The following is an 18,301-nucleotide window of genomic DNA, read 5'->3' on the forward strand; positions in this document are numbered from 1 at the left end:
TCCCAGGCGCCTTTTCCGCTTCGGCTGAAAAGGCGCTGCGGCCCTTGAAGGAGGCTTTCATGCAAGAGGCAACAATGGTCGGGTATGTGGACCTGCTTAAGGGACACAGCGCCTTTTTGGATATGCTGGCCCGTCTCTATTACAAACCCCTGTCTCAGGAGGAGCTGGACGCTATCGCCCAGCTTTCCGTGGACGATCTGCCCGAGGATGCGCGCGTGGCCGACGGCTTCGCCGAAATGCTCGCGTACCTGCATCGCGGCGGCTCTACGCTGCGTCAAGACGTCAATGTCGACTACACGTCGGCGTTCTACGGCATCAATTCCTACGAGGGCCAGGTGGCCCATCCCTGCGAGTCGGTGTTCGTGGGGGAGGAGGGCCTGCTCATGCAGGCCGAGACGCGCGCCGTCTATCGCATTTACAAGGCCGAGTGCATCAAGAAGGATCCGGAGATCGGCGTTCCTGACGACCACCTGTCCTTCGAGCTTCAATTCTTGAGCAAGATGTGCGAACGAGCCGCCGCCTCACTGGAGGCAGGCGATACGGCCGAGGCCGCTCGCAATATCGCCGTGCAGGAGGCGTTCCTCGCCGAGCACATCCAAGCCTGGTTCCCCGCCATGCAGAAGGTGGCGCTTCATTTGCTGAACACTCCGTTCTACAAGGGCCTTCTCAAGGCCACTGAAGGCTACCTTGAGCTGCTCGCTGTTGATTTGGCCGACGTCGAGAGCGCTTTGGACGCGCCGGCCGACGCGAGCGAGGAGCCTGCGGCCTAGGAAATCCCTCGCCGGGCGATTCCAGGAAGACGCCGAAGGGCCCCGTCGTCATGGTGACGACGGGGCCCTTCTTGCGTTTGGCGCAGATGGCATAGTTGGATGGGGGAGAGGCAGGCGCAACGAAAGTGCGCTTCGACTGAGAGCGTCCAGCGCCCCACGCTTGGAACACCCGCGCTATTCGATGGTGCTCATAAGGTCGACCAGCTCGTCACGGGAGTGGACGCCGCATTTGTTATAGATGCTCTGAATATGCCCACGGACGGTATGGACGGACAGGTTCATGTGCTCCGCGATCTTCTGGGCCGACTGGCCGCGCTGGATCTCCAAGAGTACGTCGTACTCGCGCTGGGAGAGATTCATGCGCTCTTTGATGGACTGGGCCTGTTGGAGGCGCCGCTGCTTGCCGCGGGAAACCTGTTCCCGCGGGCGCTCGATGGAGCCCATGACGCTGTCATAGGTTTTGTCCTGCAGGAACAACAGGGCGTCGGCGGCGCTCAGCACAACGACGATGAGGAAGACGGTGCTCAGGGCCTCGGGGGCAACCGCCTCGATGGCCCAGCCGATGCCTTCGGCAATGGGCACCACGCCGTAGAGCGCTCCCAGGGCCAAGGCGCCAATGAACAGCGAGCGCTCCGGCGTGCGGTACATGAGGCAGGCGGCAATGGCCAGCGTCAGGCACTCGAGCACCGGATGGGCGAAGGCGGTGAGCGTGAAAAGCCAGAAGCTGTCAAAGCCGGGAAGGGACATGCAGGCCAACACGGCAAGGATCATTACCATCACGAAGACGCACATGCGCGAGAAGGGAAAACGCCGGGAGAAGAAGACCACGCCGCCCAAAATGGCCAGGGCCAGAAGAATGCGCCCTAAGGCAGGCCATGCCAGCATATTGGTCGAGAAGGGGTCGATGATGCCCTGGGTAGACACGAGGCGCGCCAGATAGCAGGTGATGGAAAGCAAAGCAACGAACAGGGCGAATTTCAAGTACGTGCTCCGCGGTACGGCTGCCTCATCGGCCGCCGTCTCGATGCGCGCGGGCCAGTGTTGGGCCGCGCGGTCGCCCAAGCTGGCGGTGACGCCCGCCAGCAGGGGGAGGGCGGCGAAGAGGAACGAGGCCAAGGGCCCGGCAGTGCCGAGCACAACGAAGTAGATGCTCACGACGACAAACTCAGTATAGGCGAGCCAGATCCAAATTTCCGTCGGTCGGAGCCGTCCCAGAAGCATGCACGACTTGATGGCGATGCAGCCAATGCCAAGACCCGTCAGGGCGGCGCCGGCCAGCGAGATGGCCTGGATCAGCATCGATGAGGCCAGGGGTCCTTCGGGCCCCGCGAAGAGCAGACAGAGCGTACCGAGGGAGGCGAGGGCGCCCAGCACGGTGACGGGAATGGTGAGGGTGCGCTTCGTGAGCCGCGGAAGCGTGACGGCCCCAATACAGCCAATGAGCAGCGTGAGATAGAACAGCATGTCCTGTTTCCCCAGCCCGATGCTCATGGTGCCGCTGAAGGCGATGAAGCGCCAGCTGATCCAAAATGCCAGGGACAGAAGCGGCAGCATGGGCCAGCGGTCGAGAATGCGGTCGATGCCGCTCTGGTCCAGGGATTCTGCCCCCTCGATATCTTCGCTCATAATCCTCTCCTTGCTTTACTCGTACGGGAGGACGCTGCGCAGCAGAGTGACGAGCGCCGTCTATCTTGCAGATTCGTTTCGCTCTACACCTGGGCGGCCAAGTCGGCCAGAGTGGTGGTGGCTAGCTCGTCTTCCAGGGCTTTTTGCGCTGCATCCAGCTTTTGCCCAAGGATCGGTTTGATGTGGCGCCCCACGGGGCAGTCGGGATTGGGGGAGTCGTGGAAGTCGAAAAGCGAGCCGTTCACGGCCTCCACCGCCTGGAATACGTCTAAGAGCGTGATGTCCTCCAGAGGGCGTCCCAGATGGGCGCCGCGCTGGCCTTGTCGCACTTCCACCAGGCCGGCAGCCTTCAGCTTCTGAAGCACTTGGCGAATGACGACAGGGTTGACGTTGACGCTGCCGGCGATGAAGTCCGATGTGGTGCGCTCGGCTCCGTCGAAGTAATCGATGCATAAAAGGGTATGCACGGCAATGGGAAAGCGCGTGGCAATTTTCATGATCCCCCTCCGAAGTGCCGCGCAGAGGCGCGGCGGAATTGTTCGTTACTCAATAGTCACTTATGTAAGTATTGACATTACATATCGTAAAGCCGATACTGTCAAGCGAAAGTTGTAATTGCGATAATTACAAATTGAATCGAAAGGAGCCATTATGAAAATTGCCGTAGTTGCTGCCAATGGTCGTGTCGGTCGTCTTGTTGTGGAGGAGGCCGTGAAGCGCGGCGAGGATGTTACCGCCATCGTGCGTGGTGAGAACAAGACCTGCGCTCAGCATGTCATTCAGAAGGACATCATGGATCTGACCACCGATGATCTCAAGGACTTCGATGTTGTGGTGGATGCTTTCGGCACCTGGGCTCCCGAGACGCTCGACCAGCACTCTGCCACCATCAAGCATCTGGTTGACATCCTGGCGGGCACCGACGTGCGTCTGCTTATTGTGGGCGGCGCCGGCTCGCTGTACATGAACCCCGAGCATACGGTGCAGCTTATCGACACCCCCGATTTCCCCGACGAGTTCAAGCCCCTGGCCAGCGCCCAGAATGTGACGCTGGACTTCCTGCGCGGCGTGGACGACGTCGAGTGGACCTTCGTGTCCCCGGCAGCCGACTTCCAGGCCGAGGGTGATCGCACGGGCGATTACATCCTGGCCGGCGAGGAGTTCACGGTCAACGACAAGGGCGAGTCCCAGATCAGCTATGCCGACTACGCCATTGCCATGGTGGACGAGGCCGAGCGCACCGGTACGCCCGAGGCGCATATTCGCGAGCGCATCAGCGTGGTGGGCAAGTAGCACCTTCGCTAAAACAGGAGCAGCGTGTAAGGCGGTCGGACAAATCCGACCGCCTTTTTTCGTTCTCATCTGGAGGAATGTCTTCAGGCTATATTGTGTTAGACTGAAAATAATTATGGCCCCAAACGCTGAGGGAGCCAGAAGGCACGTAAGAAGCGGCGCAAGCCGCTAGTGGGTGGGTGGCATGACCGAGATCAGCATTAAAAGTTTTGTAACGCGCAACAACGTCCTGACGGTGGGCGCGCTGTGCTTTCTCTGGTCCTGCTTCCGGCTTGACTCCTACGCCAATACGTTTCTCTCCGAAGCCGGTCAGCTCTTCTCGGCGGCCGACGCCTCGCTGTTCGACAACGTGTACACGGGCGTTCTGCTGCTGGGTTTTCTTGCCGTGCTCGGACTGGGGTTTTGGCGTGGCGCCCATCTGCTCAATCGCTGGGTTATCGGCGGCATGGGCGTGGCTGGGCTTGCTGGTATGGCATGGGTTGTGGCAAGCGCCCAGGAAGGCGATGTGCTTCTGGGCGTGATCGGCCTGGTGGCTACGGCACTTTTCGTGGCCTACGCCACGGCTGCTTGTGGGGCAGCGACGGTGCAGGCCCCCTGCGGTGTGGCGGCGGTCAACGCCGTCGTCTCCTATGTGCTCTATGTGGTGCTGCTCTCCTGCTTCGGCGCTTTGGGCTTCGAGATGTCTTTGCTCGCTCCGCCGGTTATCGTGCTCTGTCTGCTGGGGCGCTGTGCCGGAGGCCCCGTGGCTGCGTGTACCATGCGCTCGCTCACCGAGCTTCCCTGGATTATGACGGTCTGCTCGGTGGCCCTTATCTATGTGGGGTCGTGGCTTTTGGGCGAGACGCTGGTAGGGTTTACCCCCAGCGCCTCCGATCTTCTGCAATTGCTGCTGCGCGTGATGTTCGTGGGCGTCGGGGCTTTGGTGCTCCTGCCCTTGGGCGTGGGGGCCTACTCTCAGCGTAAGCTCGTCATCGGCTTTGCCGGTCTCGTTATCCTTTATTGCGCCATTGCACTGCTGGCAGTGCTATTCCCTTCGTTCGTAAATGCGCTGCCGGCCAATAAGGCGCTCTTCCGCATGTTCCTCTGGGTAGCGCTGGCCTACACGGTGGCGGGCAAGGGCCTTTCTCCCTATCCGGCTTTTTGCGTGTACGGCATTGCCGTGGTGTGCTTTTCCCATCCGCTCACCTCGGGTCTTATTCATGGGCAGGGCTTCCTCCACGGGCTGCTGCAGAGCCCGGAAGCCGTTCCGGTGGTGTCCGTAGCGCTGTTCCTCGCGGTAACGTTGGCAGTGGTGCTGCTGGTACGCTGGTATCTGACAGCGCGTCCCGGGGCCACCCCTTCGGCCTCCCAAGGGGCAGGGGAGTGCGCGGGCGTCGAGCTGCACTGCGAGACGTGTGCTGCGTGCTGCGAGGGTCGTCTTGCTCCGGCTGACCCCATCCAGCTGGCTCGCGAGCGCGTGGAGCGAGCCGCCGTCCACAAGGATCTGACGGCGCGAGAAGAAGAGGTGGCGGTTCTGGCCTACCGCGGCTTCAGCGCCAAAGGCATTGCCGAGGAACTGTATCTGTCCGAGTCGACGGTGCGCGGGTATCTGGGCCATGTGTACCGCAAGATGGGGGTGCATCGAAAGCAAGAGCTCATCGAAGTGGTCGATGCGCTCAATGAAATATAAAACCCCAGATCATTTGAGCGTTTAGGTGGTTTTGTTGGTGGTAGTGCAACCAAAATCGTAGGTTTTGGCGGTCGTTTGCCGAGGTTCTTTCTCCTATGGTCTTTCTCGTCGCCTGGAGGGGCGGCAGGAAAAGGAAAGACAAGATTTGGAGGAGTAACTATGAACGGATACGAATCCGCCAAGATGGCCCAGGGCGCCTACGGGGTGACCCGAAGGAACTTCCTTGCGGGCGCCGGCGCGGCCATGGCGGCCACGGCGCTGGGCATGGCTGGATGCGCGCCTTCCACGCAGGCGCCGGCCGATGGCGACGAGGCGGCCGATGCGCTGGCCTCGACGGGCGAGACCACCTCGGCGCGCACGAGCGGCATTTCCGACGAGCTGGGTTTTCCCGGTGAAGAGGCGGCTCCCAGCGAAACCTCGTACGAGTGCGACATCTTGGTAGTCGGTGCCGGCTGGGCCGGTCTCCATGCCGCTGTGCGCTCTGCCCGCGCCGGCGCGAAGGTCATCTGCGTGGACAAGGGCAAGCCGGGCTATTCGGGTTTGGCGCCGTTCTCCAACAGCACCACCTGGTTCGATGAGAACTTCGACGATTTCGAGGGCTCGGTAAACCACGACCAGATGACGGGCGAGTACATTGCCAACCTCGATTGGCTGCGCATGTACATCAACGCTACGCCCGATGCCTGGGCGCTCAATGACGAACTGGGCATCTGCGAGCAGTACAACAGCGGCATTGCCGATGGCTATGAGCATGATCAGGAGTACGACTACTTCGAGCAGTACCGCGACACCTCGAGCCGTCATGCGAAGTGGCTGCCGGCGTTGGAGGACAACGGCGTGCAAGTACTCACCCACACCATGCTCACTGACGTGGTAACCGAGGACGGCCGCGTGACGGGCGCCATCGGCTTCCAGTTCCGCAGCTCGACGGTCATCTCCATCTCCGCCAAGGCCGTTATCCTGTGCACGGGCCCCAGCTCCATTCGCTCGGCCGGCTATCCTACTTCTGGCAACACCTTCGACGGCGAGTACATCGCCTACAATCTGGGCCTGACCATTCTGGGCAAGGAGTTCGACGACTTCCATCAGACCAACTCCTGGGCCGCCGGCGACACATCCTACAACTGCCTGTGGGACTACGTGCAGCCCATCAATCCTGTTGCCATCTTCAACTGCAAAAACGACAAGGAAGTCATCGATAACTACGTTATCGGCAAGGGCAACTTCATGATCCGCAGCCGCGTGAACCAGGCCCTGGAGGGCGTGGCGGCCTGCGACGGCACGGGCCTGAAGGGCGATCACAGCCCCGAGCCGGCCGAGGGCGACCCGCGCTACACCGACTACCTGACCAACACCCAGGAGCTCACGGCTGAGACGAAGGCCGACATCTACGGTATCGCAGCCGGCATGAACGCCCATATGTGCGGCGGCGTGTACTGCGGATGGGACGACATGGACGGCAAGACCAGCGTGCCCGGCCTGTACGTGGCCGGCGACGGCACCTACGGCGCCATGTTCCTGGGCGCTATGTACTCCCTGGGCTGCACCACGTCCACCGGCTGCTCGGTTATGGGCGATCGCTCGGCTGCTGCCGCTGTGGAGTACATCAAGGACGTGGAGCAGGTGCCGGTGTCCCAGGAGAAGATCGACGCGGCCACCGAGGAGATCTTCGCTCCCTCCAAGCTGGAGAAGGGCTTCGATCCGAGCTGGGCCCGCGATATTCTGAATGCCACCATGATTGCGCCGCAGGTTCATCTGGCTCGTACCGAGGAAACCCTGGCCGCCGCCCTCAACCAGGTGGAATGGCTGCGCGACCGCGTTGTGCCGAAGCTGATGGGCTACACGGGCCACGATCTGCGCCTGTGCATGGAAATGAAGCACAAGGTGCTGGCCAGCGAACTGAAGCTGCGCGTGCAGATGGCGCGCAAGGAGAGCCGCGGTATGCACTACCGCATCGACTTCCCCTATCGAGACGATGAGAACTTCCTGTGCTACATGGGTGTGCGCAAGGGAGACGACGGCAACCCGGTGGTAGAGAAGGTGGAGATCCCCGACGAGTGGAAGGGCGACACCTCTTTGGACTACACCGACCGGTACCTGTGGCGTTTCCCCGGCGAGGAGGAGGCCCTGGGGCTTCCCAAGGAAGAGAAGAAGGGCGACCGCTAGGCGCCGACCCAACGTAGTATTCGGCCTTGAATGGAGGAGATCCGAAATGAGCGTTATTCGCAAGAACCTCGATGATTGCATTGGGTGCAAGACATGCACCGAAATATGCCCCATGGACGTGTTTTATTTCAACGACGACGAGATGAAGTCGGTCATGCTGTATCCGGAAAACTGCCAGAGCTGCGGTCAGTGCTACCTGTACTGCCAGGGTCGCTCTCTGGGCATGTCCACCTCCCAGTACGGCTTCGCCATCACGGCTGGCCGCGCCCTGCGCACCTTCACCGAGCTGATGCCGGAGGAAGAGGAAAAGAGCTGGGGCAAGTAAGCGCGCTGTTCTCGGCTGTGCGCCTCTCCCTCCCGTTCTTACCCAGCGCATAAGCCGTCTGCAGAGAAAAGGCCGCGTTCCCGAAACGCGGCCTTTTTCTTTGCGCGGCTTACAACGCTCCGTTGTAAAAGCCACAAGCAAAGGCTTATTCCGCGGGAAAGGTTGATGCTCTTACACTGCTTTTGTGAGGGATATTATTCTCAACTAAGGAGGAATGAATGACTGTGGAGAATCTCTTGCAGGAGGAAGGCGGCCTTTCCCGTCGCAGCTTCCTGACGGGCGGTGCGGTGCTGGGAGGCGCCGTGGCCCTGGGCGCGCTGGCTGGATGCTCTCCGGCGGCCGAGCAGACAACGACGTCTGGCGATGATGAGCTGCCGGCTACGGGCGACAGCGCCGCGGCCGACAAGAACATCGTCGAGACTATCGACCACGACATCGTGGTGCTGGGCGGCGGCTGGTCCGGTCTGGCCGCTACCGTCGAGGCGGCCGAGCAGGGCGCCGACGTGGTGCTCATCGAGCGCGACCAGATGCTGGGCGGCACCATGTCCTTCACCGAGGGCATGTTCGGTGTGAACAGCTCGCTGCAGAAGCAGCAGGGCGTGCCGGAGTACAACCTGAACGAGCTCATTTTCGAGGAGCAGGAATTTGCCCACTATCTGACCGATTACTGGGGATACAAGGACTTCTTCGAGATGTCCGGCGAAAACATCGACTGGATGATGGCCCACGGCACCGAGTTCGGTGGCGTGGACAACTCCAACGGCGCCGGCAAGTTCGACGTGTTCCACTGGTGGAAGGACGGCTCCGGCTCCCAGGCCATGCAGGGCCTGGCCGATACCGTGGAGAAGCTGGGTGTAGAGGTGCGCCTGGGCGCCCGTGCCACCGAGCTGATTATCGACGAGTCCGGTCGCGTGACGGGCGCCTATGTCATGCTTGACGAGGACGGCACCGAGTATCTGCAGGTCAACGCTAAGGCGGTTATTATCGCCACCGGCGGCCTGTCGGGCAATCTCGATATGGTGGCCGAGCTGCTGGGCATCGACACTACCTACTCTTATACGCCGACGGGCGCGTTGTGCACCGGCGACGGCTACAACATGGCCAAGCAGGCCGGTGCCGGTCCGGCTTCCATCTGCTCGCTGCAAAGCGCCTTTGTCTACGGTGCGGGCACGGAGCTGTCCGGTGTGGCGGCCCACCACTTCATGATCATGGTCAACCCTGAGGGCGAGCGCTTTATGCGCGAGGACCTGGCCGACGCTGTCGACCTGAACATGGCCACGAACGCTATTGCCGGCCAGGGCGCGGTGCACACTATCATCGACCAGGCGAACATCGACAAGTTCATGACCGAGGGCACCTACCTTCCCTACATGTTCGGTCCGGAAGTGGGCACGAAGCTGGAGAATCTCCAGAGCGAGATCGACGGGGCCATCGAGGCTGAGGCCGGTTCGGTGTTCAAGGCCGATACGCTGGAGGACCTGGCCGCTCAGATGGGTGTGCCCACCGACGTCTTCCTGCAGACCATCGAAACCTACAACGGCTACTGCGATGCGGGCGAGGATGCCGACTTCGGCACCGATCCCCAGTACCTGCGCAAGGTGGAGACGGCTCCCTTCTACGCCGTGCGCCAGGATTTCCAGACTACGAAGTCCATCGGCGGCTACAAGGTGAATCGCCGCAACGAGGTCATCGACGCGACGCGCAAGGCCATTCCTGGCCTCTACGCTGCGGGCATGGACGGCTGCAACATGTACACCGACACCTACAACATCTCGGTGCCGGGCGGCAACTCGGGCTACTGCTGCTACTCGGGGCGCAACGCTGCTCAGAATGCTATCGCCAGCCTGTAAGGATCTTACTTACAATGTGTTAAACTATCTCCCATGGAGATAAAACACATCAACAGCTTTCGAGCGGTGTATCAGGAGCGCAGCCTGTCAAGGGCGGCCAAGTCGCTGTTCATCAGCCAACAGGCCTTGTCGAAGCAAATGGCCGCCCTTGAGCAGGAGCTGGGCGTGACTCTGTTCGAGCGCACCAGCGCCGGCATGGAGCCCACGCCCCTGGGCACGTTCCTCTTTGAAGATACCGAGCGCCTCGTCAGGGAGTACGACGAGGCGCTCGCTCGTTTCGAGGAGGCAAAGCGGGCGGTGGGCGCCCAGGTGACGTTGTGCGTCGAAAAGGGGCTTTTGCGCAATCGCCCTGATGCCATGCCTGCCATTGTGCAGGAGTGCGCGGCGTCCGCGCGCCACCCTTTTCGGCTCATCGTGGACGATCTGGACGGCGATGAGTGTCGCATCGACGTGCAGAGCGGGGCGCGCAGCTTGGGGCTCGTGGTGTCCAGCGGGGGAGCGGATGTGGGAGAGCACGCGGCCAAGCTGACCGACGTGAAGGTGTTCCTTGCCCTGAAGCGCGACCTTCCCCTTGCCCAGAAAGACACGCTGACGCCTGCGGATATCGCCACAATTAACATGCCGGTTCCCAATGAGGTAACCCGTGCGTGGATCGATACGGTGCTGGCAGACTACGGCTGCGCGCAGCCTCCGCAGTTCGTGCCACAGGCGCGCGACACCATGAACCTCGACGGATTCGTGCTTACCTACTGCGATGGTGTGGCCAGCTGGCAGAGCCTCCTGTTCGAGGGCACGCGGGAGAAGCTTCGCTTTTATCCCATCGGCAAGGTGGGACTCTACCTGATGCGCTCTCCGTTTTTCTACGACGACGAGGCCGTCGACGTGCTGCGCGAGGCCCTCGCCCCCTATCTTTCCATCGTGTAGGGCGCGGGAGAAGGCGGGGGAGGCGCAACCGCCGTTCCCGCGCCGGTTCCCCCCATTCGTTGGTTAGCCGAGGGTTCACTGGGTGTCAATTTTTGTAACATATAGCCCTACAACGAGCAGTCAGTAGCGTAAGTCCAGTTGCACGGCACTCGCTCGTTGGATTTCGGGGGCCGTGCAGCGGTGCGGAGCCGAAGAGGATCCATGAACAAACGTCAAATCATTCCCATGCTCGCCGTTCTGTACGGCAGTGCTTTTGTGGCCTCGTTCAACGAGAACACCATCAACGTGGCGCTCATCAGCGTCATGAACGAGTTTTCCATTGGCGCCAACACGGCGCAGTGGCTCGTGACCGGCTACATGATAGTCACCGCCATTGTGGTCACCACCACGGCGTTTCTCTTCAAGCGCCTGAGGCTGCGTACCTTGTATCTCAGCGCCGCCACCTTCCTGGGCGCCGGCCTCATTGTGGATATGCTTATGCCCACCTGGCCGCTGTTCCTTATCTTCCGCCTTGTTCAGGCGGTGGGCACCGGTCTGTTCATCCCGCTCATGATGAGCACGGTGCTGGCCGTGGCGCCCCACGAGAAAACGGGCACGTACCTGTCCATCGGCAGCTGCATGATCACCTTCGGACCGGCACTGGCCCCGGTGGTCAGCGGTGTTATGGTGACCACTGTCGGATGGCGCAGCGTGTTGGTGCCGCCGGCGGCTGTTATCGTGCTGCTGGCCATCGCCGGCGTGTTCTTCATGCGCAACATCGACGAGCCGGAGCCCGTGAAGCTGGATCTGCCGTCGGTGGTTCTTTCGGCGGCGGGGCTGTTCTTCTTCGTGTTCGGCCTGTCGCTCGTTGCGTCCGAGACGCTTTTGGCGCTGGGGACCATCGTGGTGGGTTTGGCTGCCATGGCGGTGTTCGTCATTCGCCAGCATCGGATTTCCAACCCGCTGCTGAACCTGGGCCCGCTGCACAACTCCTTGTTCTCGCCGGTGTGCGCGTTGATGGTGGTGGCTATGATGACCACCTTCTCCATGAGTGTGTTGCTGCCGCTGTACTTCGAGGGTGCTCTGGGCACGACGGCTCTGGCGGCGGGCGCGCTTTTGCTGGCGCCCATTCTGGTGAACGCGGTGACGGCGCTTATCGGCGGCAAGGTTATGGACACTAAGGGCTGCTGGCCCTTGCTGCCCGCCGGCTTCGGGCTCATTGCCGTGGGGCAGGCGGCGGTGTGCCTGTTTGCCACGCAGCTGTCCCTGCTAGGCGTGCTTTTGGCCTCGGTGGCGGTATATGCCGGCGTGGGCCTTATTCTGTCGCCCTCCCAGGCGGCCGGTCTGCAAACGCTGCTGCCCCATCAGCATCCGCACGGTGTGGCCATCCTGAACACGTTCATCCAAATCGCCGCCTCCATCGGCCCGTCGCTGTTCATCGGGGTGCTGTCGGCCGTGGCGGCCAACGTGCAGGCCGAGGGAGCGGCCGCTACCGTGGCCCAGGCCGACGGCTTTGCGGCAGCGGTGGCGGTGGCCTGCGCCATCGCCGTTGTCGGCACGGTCATTGCTTTTCTCTACGCTCGCAAGCGCCGCGCCTTGGCACTTGAGGTGGCGGAAGACGCGGTGGCCGATGCCGAGGTGCGCGCTGCAGACGCCATCGAATAGCCGAATCGCCTGGCCACAGACGCTCATCCCTTGTCGGCCATGGCCACAACTCGTTGTTGTGGAAAGCACAATAGGTTGATTATTCTCTTGCGTTCCCGCGGAGCCTACACTTCAGGCTATGAAGTTTTGGAGGCTTCAAAGGAAAGGGAGAAAAATGACTGAATTTGAAAAGACCGAGGGCGTATCTCGTCGTGCGTTCCTGAGCGGCGCCGCCGCTTTCGGCGGCATTCTGGCTGCCGGCGCGCTGTCCGGCTGCGCCCCCACCGCCAGCAACGCGTCCGATGAGGCTCCGCTGGCTGACACCGGCGAGGCTGCCGAAGAGGCCAAGAACGTTACCGAGACCGTTGACTGCGACATTGTCGTGCTGGGCGCCGGCTGGGCCGGTCTGGCCGCGGCCGTCGAGGCCATGGAATCCGGCGTGAACGTTGTCGTGCTCGAGCGCGCTGCCACCTACGGCGGCACGGGCATCTTCACCGAGGGCATGTTCGGCAGCGGCAGCTCGATGCAGAAGGCTCAGGGTGTGCCGGATTACGACACGCGCGACATGATCTCGGAGGAGCAGGAGTACGCTCACTTCTTCACCGATTTCTGGCAGTACGACGAGTTCTTCAGCACGTCCGGCGCGAATGTCGACTGGATGGTCGATCACGGCGTCGAGTTCGGCGAGATCGACAACTATCAGGGCATGGGCAAGTTCGACTGCTTCCACTGGTGGAAGGAGCACAACGGCCAGCAGGCTATGGATTGCCTGGCCAAGGCTCTGGAGGACGGCGGCGTCAACGTGCGCTACAAGACCTCTGCCACCGAGCTGGTCATCGAGGACGGCGTGGTGAAGGGCGTGTACGCCCAGGAGGACGGCTCCAAGGACTACCTGCAGGTGAACGCCAAGGCCGTTATCATCTGCACCGGCGGTGCCGCTGGCGACCTGGAGCTTATCGCTGAGAAGATGGGCATCGACACCACCTACTCCGCCTCCACCACCGGCCAGGACTCCACCGGCGACGGCTACCGCATGGCCATGCAGGCCGGCGCGGGTACCCGTTCCATGTGCGTGCTGCAGAACTCCTATGTTTACGGCGCCGGCGAGGCGCTCAACGGCTGCGCCACCCGCCACTTCCTGCTCGAGGTGAACAACAAGGGCCGTCGCTTCATGCGCGAGGACCTGCAGGACGCCATCGACCAGAACGTGGCCACGAACTGCATCCGTACCCAGGGCACCGTGCACACCATCTTCGACTCCGCCATGGTCGACTACTTCGAGAATGGCGACGGCGTGTACGTCGACTACATGTTCGGCCCGGGTATCGGCGCCAAGCTCGAGGGTCTGCAGGCCGAGATCGACGGGGCCATCGCCGACAACGCCGGTTCGGTCTTCAAGGGCGACACCATCGAGGAGCTGGCCGAGCAGATGGGCATCGATGCTGCCACGCTCGTCGAGACCGTGAACAACTACAACGGCTACTGCGAGAGCGGTGTGGACGAGGAGTTCGGCGTGCAGGCCAAGTTCCTGAAGCCGGTGACGACGCCTCCGTACTACGCGGCCCGTACCGACTTCCAGATCATCAAGTCCATCGGCGGTTACAAGCTCAACGAGGATATGCAGCTCATGACTGCTACCCAGCAGGTCATCCCCGGCCTCTACGGCGCCGGTATGGACGGCTGCGCCATCTTCGGCGACACCTACAACATCGCCATCTGCGGTGGCAACTCCGGCTACTGCTGCTACTCCGGTCGCAAGGCCGTGCAGAGCGCCATCAAGGAGCTGTAAGCCGAAGCTGCATTAGCAACCAATTCGAGGGCCTTGCAGGCGCCCGACCCCCCTCCCTACGGGTGCCTGCCAAGGTTGTATCTTCTTTGCCCCGCCACCCTCTTGGCGGGGCTTCTTTTTTAGGACGCCAAAGGCTCCTCGCCGCTGATGACGGGGAAGGTCTGGGCGATGTCGCCCTCGATGGCAATGCCGCTCTTGATGGAGCCGTCCACCTCGGCGCTGTCGTAGTTCATGCGGATGAGCGGGCTTCCCGTCTGCTTGGCGATGCGCTCGAAGGGCATGCGAATCCACACCGGGGTGTTCCAGCCCACGCCCAGCTCCAGGAGGAGTGTCTTCTTCTCGGGGATTTCCGACACGAACTCCCGGTAGCGCTTCTCGGCGGCGTACCAGTCGTCGGTCTGCACGAAGGAGTCGTCCACGCGCAGATGCATGTTCATAGGCGCTCCGCATACGTCGCAGGTGGGCACCAGGCTCGCGTCGGTGATGCGGGTGCGCTTGCCGTGGTCGGTGTCCTCTTCGATGCGGGCGAACAGCTCGGCGTCCTCGCGGATGCCGTGCTGGCCGGTAATGCACTGGATGTGAGCGTAATCTCCCTGGGTGGCGAAGATGCGCTCCGGGTCGAAGCCGGCCTTGAAGAACTGCATATCGGCGTTAGTGGTGATAACGAAGTAGTCGCGGGTGCGCGCCCACTCGTAGATTTCCTCGTAAAGCGGCTGGGCCTCGAGCCCCAAGTTGTTCACCGTGGCGTGATGCGCCCAGTAGGCCCAGCGGTCCTCCTCAGTGGGGAAGGGGTAGAAGCCCGCCGTGTACATGTCGGTCATACCGTAGCGCTTGATGAACGAGGGAAACGTCTCCTGGAAGCGCTGGCCGCCGTAGTTGATGCCGGCGGCCGTGGACAGTCCGGCGCCAGCGCCGATGAGCACGCGGTCGGTCTCGGCCATGACGGCGCGGGCGCGCTTCAGGGCCTCTTCGCGCTCTTCGGGGGTTTGGGGGCGGGGCGGGGTGGAGAAAAAGGGAAGCATGAGAATCCTTTCGAACGGGGGTGGAGGGGGAGCAGGGTTCGCTTTTCGGAGGCGGACCCTCTCTTACAGTTCGAGCAAGCGGCGGTAGAGCATCTCGTCCGCTTCGCCGAAGACGTTGAACACTACGATAAGCGATGATTGGGGGTGCTCCTGGAACCAGTCGCGCACGACGCTCACGGCAATGGAAGCTGCTTCGTCCTGGGGGAAGCCGAACACGCCGGTGGAAATGCAGCAGAAGGCCAGGGAGAGGCAATCGTGGGCATGGGCGGTGTCCAGGCAGGCCCGATAGCTTTGGGCCAGCTGGCGGCGGTGCGTATCGGTGGGACGGCCGTTGGCGATGGGTCCCACGGTATGAATGATGTGCTTGGAGGGAAGGTTGTACGCCGAGGTGATCTTTGCGTGCCCGGTGGGCTCCTCGTGGCCCTGGGCCTCCATGATGCTGTGCATCTCTGCGCGCAGCTGGATGCCGGCGTAGGTGTGGATGGCGTTGTCGATGCAGTAGTGCAGCGGCTGCCAGCAGCCGGTCATGCCCGAGTTGGCGGCATTCACGATGGCGTCCGTGCCCAGAGTGGTGATGTCGCCGCGCCAAAGCCGCAGTCGGCCGTCCAGGGGGCTGCGCTCGGCGTCGGCCACCGTGGCTACGCCCGCCTCCTCGATGAGGCCCTCCAAAAGCTCGTCTTGGGCCACCAGGAAGTCGGCCGAGGCCGGCCAGGGGGGACGCACGTTGACCAGCGCGCGGAAGGCCAGCCACAGCGACTCGAAGTCGGCATTCGGGTTGTCCAGAGTCCGCGTAATGTCTGCCGGGGCCCAGGCTCCGTGGCGTTTTGCCTCGTCGGCCAGATACCCTGCCAAGGTGCGCACCAGCTCCATTTTTCGTTCGTATTTCACAGGAAACCTCCTTTGCTAGAAGGGGAGAGGCGAATGCGTGCTTGCGCCGCGCATGGTCTGTCCGTTCAATTACCTGTTCCATAATAATTTGTAATCATTGATCTTACAAATATGATGCCGTACCGTCAACGAATCGAGTGCGCCTTGTTGCAGGCGACCCTAGAGGGGCGCATCTCCACATTGGAAGAAGCTTTCAGCCGGGTTTCAGCTTTGCTGATATTTATTGAAAACTGCTCTATCGTCAGGATGAAAGGGACGGCGGTAAGATAATTTGTAAAATCAACTATTACAAGATCGGATTCGGCCGTTCCGCATCCTCGGAAGCGACGGCGGTCGGTCCCCCTCAGAAAGCAGGTTCCCATGAGAATGAGACTTGTGCCGGCCGGCGCCCTGGCGTGCGCCTTGGCGTGCGGCTCCCTGGTGGGCTGCCAGGCAGTCACGGTCGACAACCAGGCCGCTCCGGCCGCCGAGCAGCCCAGTGCGGATGCCGCCTCGCTTTGGAATCAGGTGGATATGAGCGCCTGGCACTTCAACGCCGACCATAACGTGTATTGGCAAACGGGCATTGCCTACTGCCAGAACCCTGCCGATGCCTCCGCGGAAACCCTGGGGCTTTTCGTGCCGGCCGCCTACTTCCAGGCTACCGACAACGGGGACGGCACCTATACCTGCGCTCTGAACGAGACGGGCGCCGTCGGCGACTTCACCGCCGCCACCGCTCCCATCGTGCTGCCGGTGGAAACGCCCGGCTACATGGCCATGGCAGCTCCCACCGACTACGTGGAGAGCACGGCAACTTATACCGATGCGGGCTTCGTTTACGTCTATGCGGGATGCCGCGGCCGCGAGGCCGGCGCCCCGGCTGGCGTCACCGACCTGAAGGCCGCCATTCGCTATGTGCGCAGCAACGAGGGAGCGCTTCCGGGCGCCATGGACCGCATCTTCAGCTTCGGCATGAGCGGCGGCGGCGCTCAGAGCGCGGTGCTGGGCGCTTCGGGGGACAGTGCCCTGTACGATCCGTATCTTCAGGCCATTGGGGCCGTGGAGGGGGTGAGCGACGCCGTCAACGGTGCCATGTGCTGGTGCCCGGTTACCAGCCTCGATACGGCCAGCGAGGCCTACGAGTGGAATCTGGGCTCGACGCGCACGGATCTTTCCGACGAGGACCAGGCTATTTCCGATGACATGGCCGAGCAGTTCGCGCTCTCGCTCAACGCCCTGGGATTGAAGGACGAGAACGGCAATGTGCTCACCCTCGAAAAGTCCGATGAGGGCGTCTACCAGTCCGGCAGCTATTACGAGTATCTGAAGAAGGTTATCGAGCAGTCCCTCGACAACTTCCTGGCCGACACCACCTTCCCCTACACGGTGCAGGAGAAGGGCAAGGGCGGCTTCGGCACCTTTGACGGCAACGGCCCCGACGGCGACGGCCCCGACGGTGCCTTCCCCGGCCCCGACGGCAACGGCCCCGACGGCGACGGCCCCGATGGCAATTTCCCCGGCCCCGATGGCGACGGGGACTTCGGCGGCCCGAATGGCCAGGGCGGCAAGGACGGGCAGGGCAAGGGCGATCTGCCTGCTATTGACGGCGAGAAGCCGACCCGTGACGGCCGCGGCGGTCCGAACGGTGCGGGCGGCAACGGCGGTGCCGAGGGCGAGGACTTTGCTGCCATGGACAATATTGCCCGCGTCGACAACGCCGGCGGCATCACCTTATCGGGCACGTACGATACGCCCCAAGACTACATCGACGCGCTGAACGCCGACGGCACGTGGGTAACCTACGACGCCAAAACCAATACGGCCACCATTACGAGCATCGCCGACTTTACCAACGCGCTCAAGCGCGCCTCGAAGACCTTGGGCGCCTTTGACGCCTTGGACGAGTCCCAGGGCGAGAATGTGCTGTTCGGCGACGGGGACGGCGAGGGCGATCACTTTGACGCCCTGATGGCAGGGGTGTTGGAGGGCACCGAGTACGCGGATGCCTATGCCCAGGATCTGACGCGCACCGACGCTCTGGGCACGTCCGTTGCCACCCGCCTGAACATGTACAGCCCGCTCTATTATCTGGCTTCCAACTCGGAGGGATACCATACCTCCGAAGTGGCCAAGTTCTGGCGCATTCGCACGGGCATCAACCAGGGCGATACGGCTCTCACCACCGAGGTGAACCTGGCGCTGGCCCTTGAGAACGACGGCGCCGACGTCGACTTCGCTACCGTTTGGGGCCAGGGCCACGTCAAGGCCGAGCGCACGGGAGACTCCGACGAGAATTTCATCGCCTGGGTGAAGGAGTGCGTGCAATAGGTCACAGACTCCTTCTCCATCGCCCCTAGGACAGCTTGCTCGAACG

13 protein-coding genes and 1 pseudogene are annotated in these 18,301 nt (G+C 62.2%); 10 read left to right on the forward strand and 4 right to left on the reverse strand.

The window, feature by feature from the left end; translation table 11 throughout:
• Nucleotides 1-59: 59 nt before the first annotated feature.
• A complete protein-coding gene (locus PZH32_RS05540; protein WP_275206739.1) occupies nt 60-770 on the forward strand; it encodes a TorD/DmsD family molecular chaperone in 711 nt (236 codons plus the stop codon).
• 174 nt (nt 771-944) lie between these two features.
• Here PZH32_RS05540 and PZH32_RS05545 read toward each other — a convergent pair whose 3' ends face one another.
• Complete coding sequence (locus PZH32_RS05545) at nt 945-2,396, reverse strand: response regulator transcription factor (protein WP_275206741.1); 1,452 nt, start codon at nt 2,394-2,396, stop codon at nt 945-947.
• A gap of 83 nt (nt 2,397-2,479) precedes the next feature.
• Nucleotides 2,480-2,893 (reverse strand): Rrf2 family transcriptional regulator, encoded by a 414-nt coding sequence (locus PZH32_RS05550; RefSeq protein ID WP_275206742.1) that lies wholly within the window; start codon nt 2,891-2,893, stop codon nt 2,480-2,482.
• 154 nt (nt 2,894-3,047) lie between these two features.
• Here PZH32_RS05550 and PZH32_RS05555 point away from each other — a divergent pair, with 154 nt between their 5' ends.
• The 8 genes and pseudogenes from PZH32_RS05555 to PZH32_RS05590 all read left to right on the forward strand — a co-directional run bounded on the left by PZH32_RS05555 (nt 3,048) and on the right by PZH32_RS05590 (nt 14,035).
• Complete coding sequence (locus tag PZH32_RS05555; protein WP_275206744.1) at nt 3,048-3,689, forward strand: NAD(P)-dependent oxidoreductase; 642 nt, start codon at nt 3,048-3,050, stop codon at nt 3,687-3,689.
• Nucleotides 3,690-3,873: 184 nt separating this feature from the next.
• Nucleotides 3,874-5,358 carry a helix-turn-helix transcriptional regulator gene (locus tag PZH32_RS05560; protein WP_275206745.1) on the forward strand — a complete coding sequence of 495 codons (1,485 nt, stop codon included), beginning with the start codon at nt 3,874-3,876 and terminating at the stop codon, nt 5,356-5,358.
• 159 nt (nt 5,359-5,517) lie between these two features.
• Nucleotides 5,518-7,524 carry an FAD-dependent oxidoreductase gene (locus PZH32_RS05565; RefSeq protein ID WP_275206746.1) on the forward strand — a complete coding sequence of 669 codons (2,007 nt, stop codon included), beginning with the start codon at nt 5,518-5,520 and terminating at the stop codon, nt 7,522-7,524.
• 40 nt (nt 7,525-7,564) lie between these two features.
• A pseudogene (locus tag PZH32_RS05570) lies at nt 7,565-7,849 on the forward strand (4Fe-4S dicluster domain-containing protein); the annotation flags it as partial.
• Nucleotides 7,850-8,067: 218 nt separating this feature from the next.
• Nucleotides 8,068-9,699, forward strand: coding sequence for an FAD-dependent oxidoreductase (locus tag PZH32_RS05575; RefSeq protein ID WP_275206747.1), 1,632 nt, complete (start codon nt 8,068-8,070; stop codon nt 9,697-9,699).
• 33 nt (nt 9,700-9,732) lie between these two features.
• The gene (locus tag PZH32_RS05580; protein WP_275206749.1) at nt 9,733-10,623 is read left to right on the forward strand and encodes a LysR family transcriptional regulator; all 891 of its coding nucleotides are present in this window, start codon (nt 9,733-9,735) and stop codon (nt 10,621-10,623) included.
• 201 nt (nt 10,624-10,824) lie between these two features.
• Nucleotides 10,825-12,267: an MFS transporter gene (locus tag PZH32_RS05585; RefSeq protein WP_275206751.1), complete on the forward strand. Its 1,443-nt coding sequence runs from the start codon at nt 10,825-10,827 to the stop codon at nt 12,265-12,267.
• Nucleotides 12,268-12,421: 154 nt separating this feature from the next.
• Nucleotides 12,422-14,035 (forward strand): FAD-dependent oxidoreductase, encoded by a 1,614-nt coding sequence (locus PZH32_RS05590; protein WP_275206752.1) that lies wholly within the window; start codon nt 12,422-12,424, stop codon nt 14,033-14,035.
• A 119-nt stretch (nt 14,036-14,154) separates the two neighbouring features.
• On the opposite strand, the gene PZH32_RS05595 is transcribed toward PZH32_RS05590, so the two are convergent.
• Complete coding sequence (locus PZH32_RS05595; RefSeq protein ID WP_275206753.1) at nt 14,155-15,057, reverse strand: SIR2 family NAD-dependent protein deacylase; 903 nt, start codon at nt 15,055-15,057, stop codon at nt 14,155-14,157.
• Nucleotides 15,058-15,120: 63 nt separating this feature from the next.
• A complete protein-coding gene (locus tag PZH32_RS05600; RefSeq protein ID WP_275206755.1) occupies nt 15,121-15,945 on the reverse strand; it encodes a protein-ADP-ribose hydrolase in 825 nt (274 codons plus the stop codon).
• Between the two features lie 360 nt (nt 15,946-16,305).
• Here PZH32_RS05600 and PZH32_RS05605 point away from each other — a divergent pair, with 360 nt between their 5' ends.
• Nucleotides 16,306-18,255: a subtype A tannase gene (locus tag PZH32_RS05605; protein WP_275206757.1), complete on the forward strand. Its 1,950-nt coding sequence runs from the start codon at nt 16,306-16,308 to the stop codon at nt 18,253-18,255.
• Nucleotides 18,256-18,301 lie beyond the last annotated feature (46 nt).

This window comes from Adlercreutzia equolifaciens, assembly GCF_029076695.1.
In the GTDB taxonomy this organism is placed as follows: domain Bacteria; phylum Actinomycetota; class Coriobacteriia; order Coriobacteriales; family Eggerthellaceae; genus Adlercreutzia; species Adlercreutzia equolifaciens_A.

Coding starts and splice junctions, on each gene's coding strand:
- PZH32_RS05590 (WP_275206752.1), top strand. CDS start 12,422: ATGACTGAATTTGAAAAGACCGAGGGCGTATCTCGTCGTGCGTTCCTG.
- PZH32_RS05540 (WP_275206739.1), top strand. CDS start 60: ATGCAAGAGGCAACAATGGTCGGGTATGTGGACCTGCTTAAGGGACAC.
- PZH32_RS05555 (WP_275206744.1), top strand. CDS start 3,048: ATGAAAATTGCCGTAGTTGCTGCCAATGGTCGTGTCGGTCGTCTTGTT.
- PZH32_RS05560 (WP_275206745.1), top strand. CDS start 3,874: ATGACCGAGATCAGCATTAAAAGTTTTGTAACGCGCAACAACGTCCTG.
- PZH32_RS05575 (WP_275206747.1), top strand. CDS start 8,068: ATGACTGTGGAGAATCTCTTGCAGGAGGAAGGCGGCCTTTCCCGTCGC.
- PZH32_RS05545 (WP_275206741.1), bottom strand. CDS start 2,396: ATGAGCGAAGATATCGAGGGGGCAGAATCCCTGGACCAGAGCGGCATC.
- PZH32_RS05595 (WP_275206753.1), bottom strand. CDS start 15,057: ATGCTTCCCTTTTTCTCCACCCCGCCCCGCCCCCAAACCCCCGAAGAG.
- PZH32_RS05580 (WP_275206749.1), top strand. CDS start 9,733: ATGGAGATAAAACACATCAACAGCTTTCGAGCGGTGTATCAGGAGCGC.
- PZH32_RS05605 (WP_275206757.1), top strand. CDS start 16,306: ATGAGAATGAGACTTGTGCCGGCCGGCGCCCTGGCGTGCGCCTTGGCG.
- PZH32_RS05565 (WP_275206746.1), top strand. CDS start 5,518: ATGAACGGATACGAATCCGCCAAGATGGCCCAGGGCGCCTACGGGGTG.
- PZH32_RS05550 (WP_275206742.1), bottom strand. CDS start 2,893: ATGAAAATTGCCACGCGCTTTCCCATTGCCGTGCATACCCTTTTATGC.
- PZH32_RS05585 (WP_275206751.1), top strand. CDS start 10,825: ATGAACAAACGTCAAATCATTCCCATGCTCGCCGTTCTGTACGGCAGT.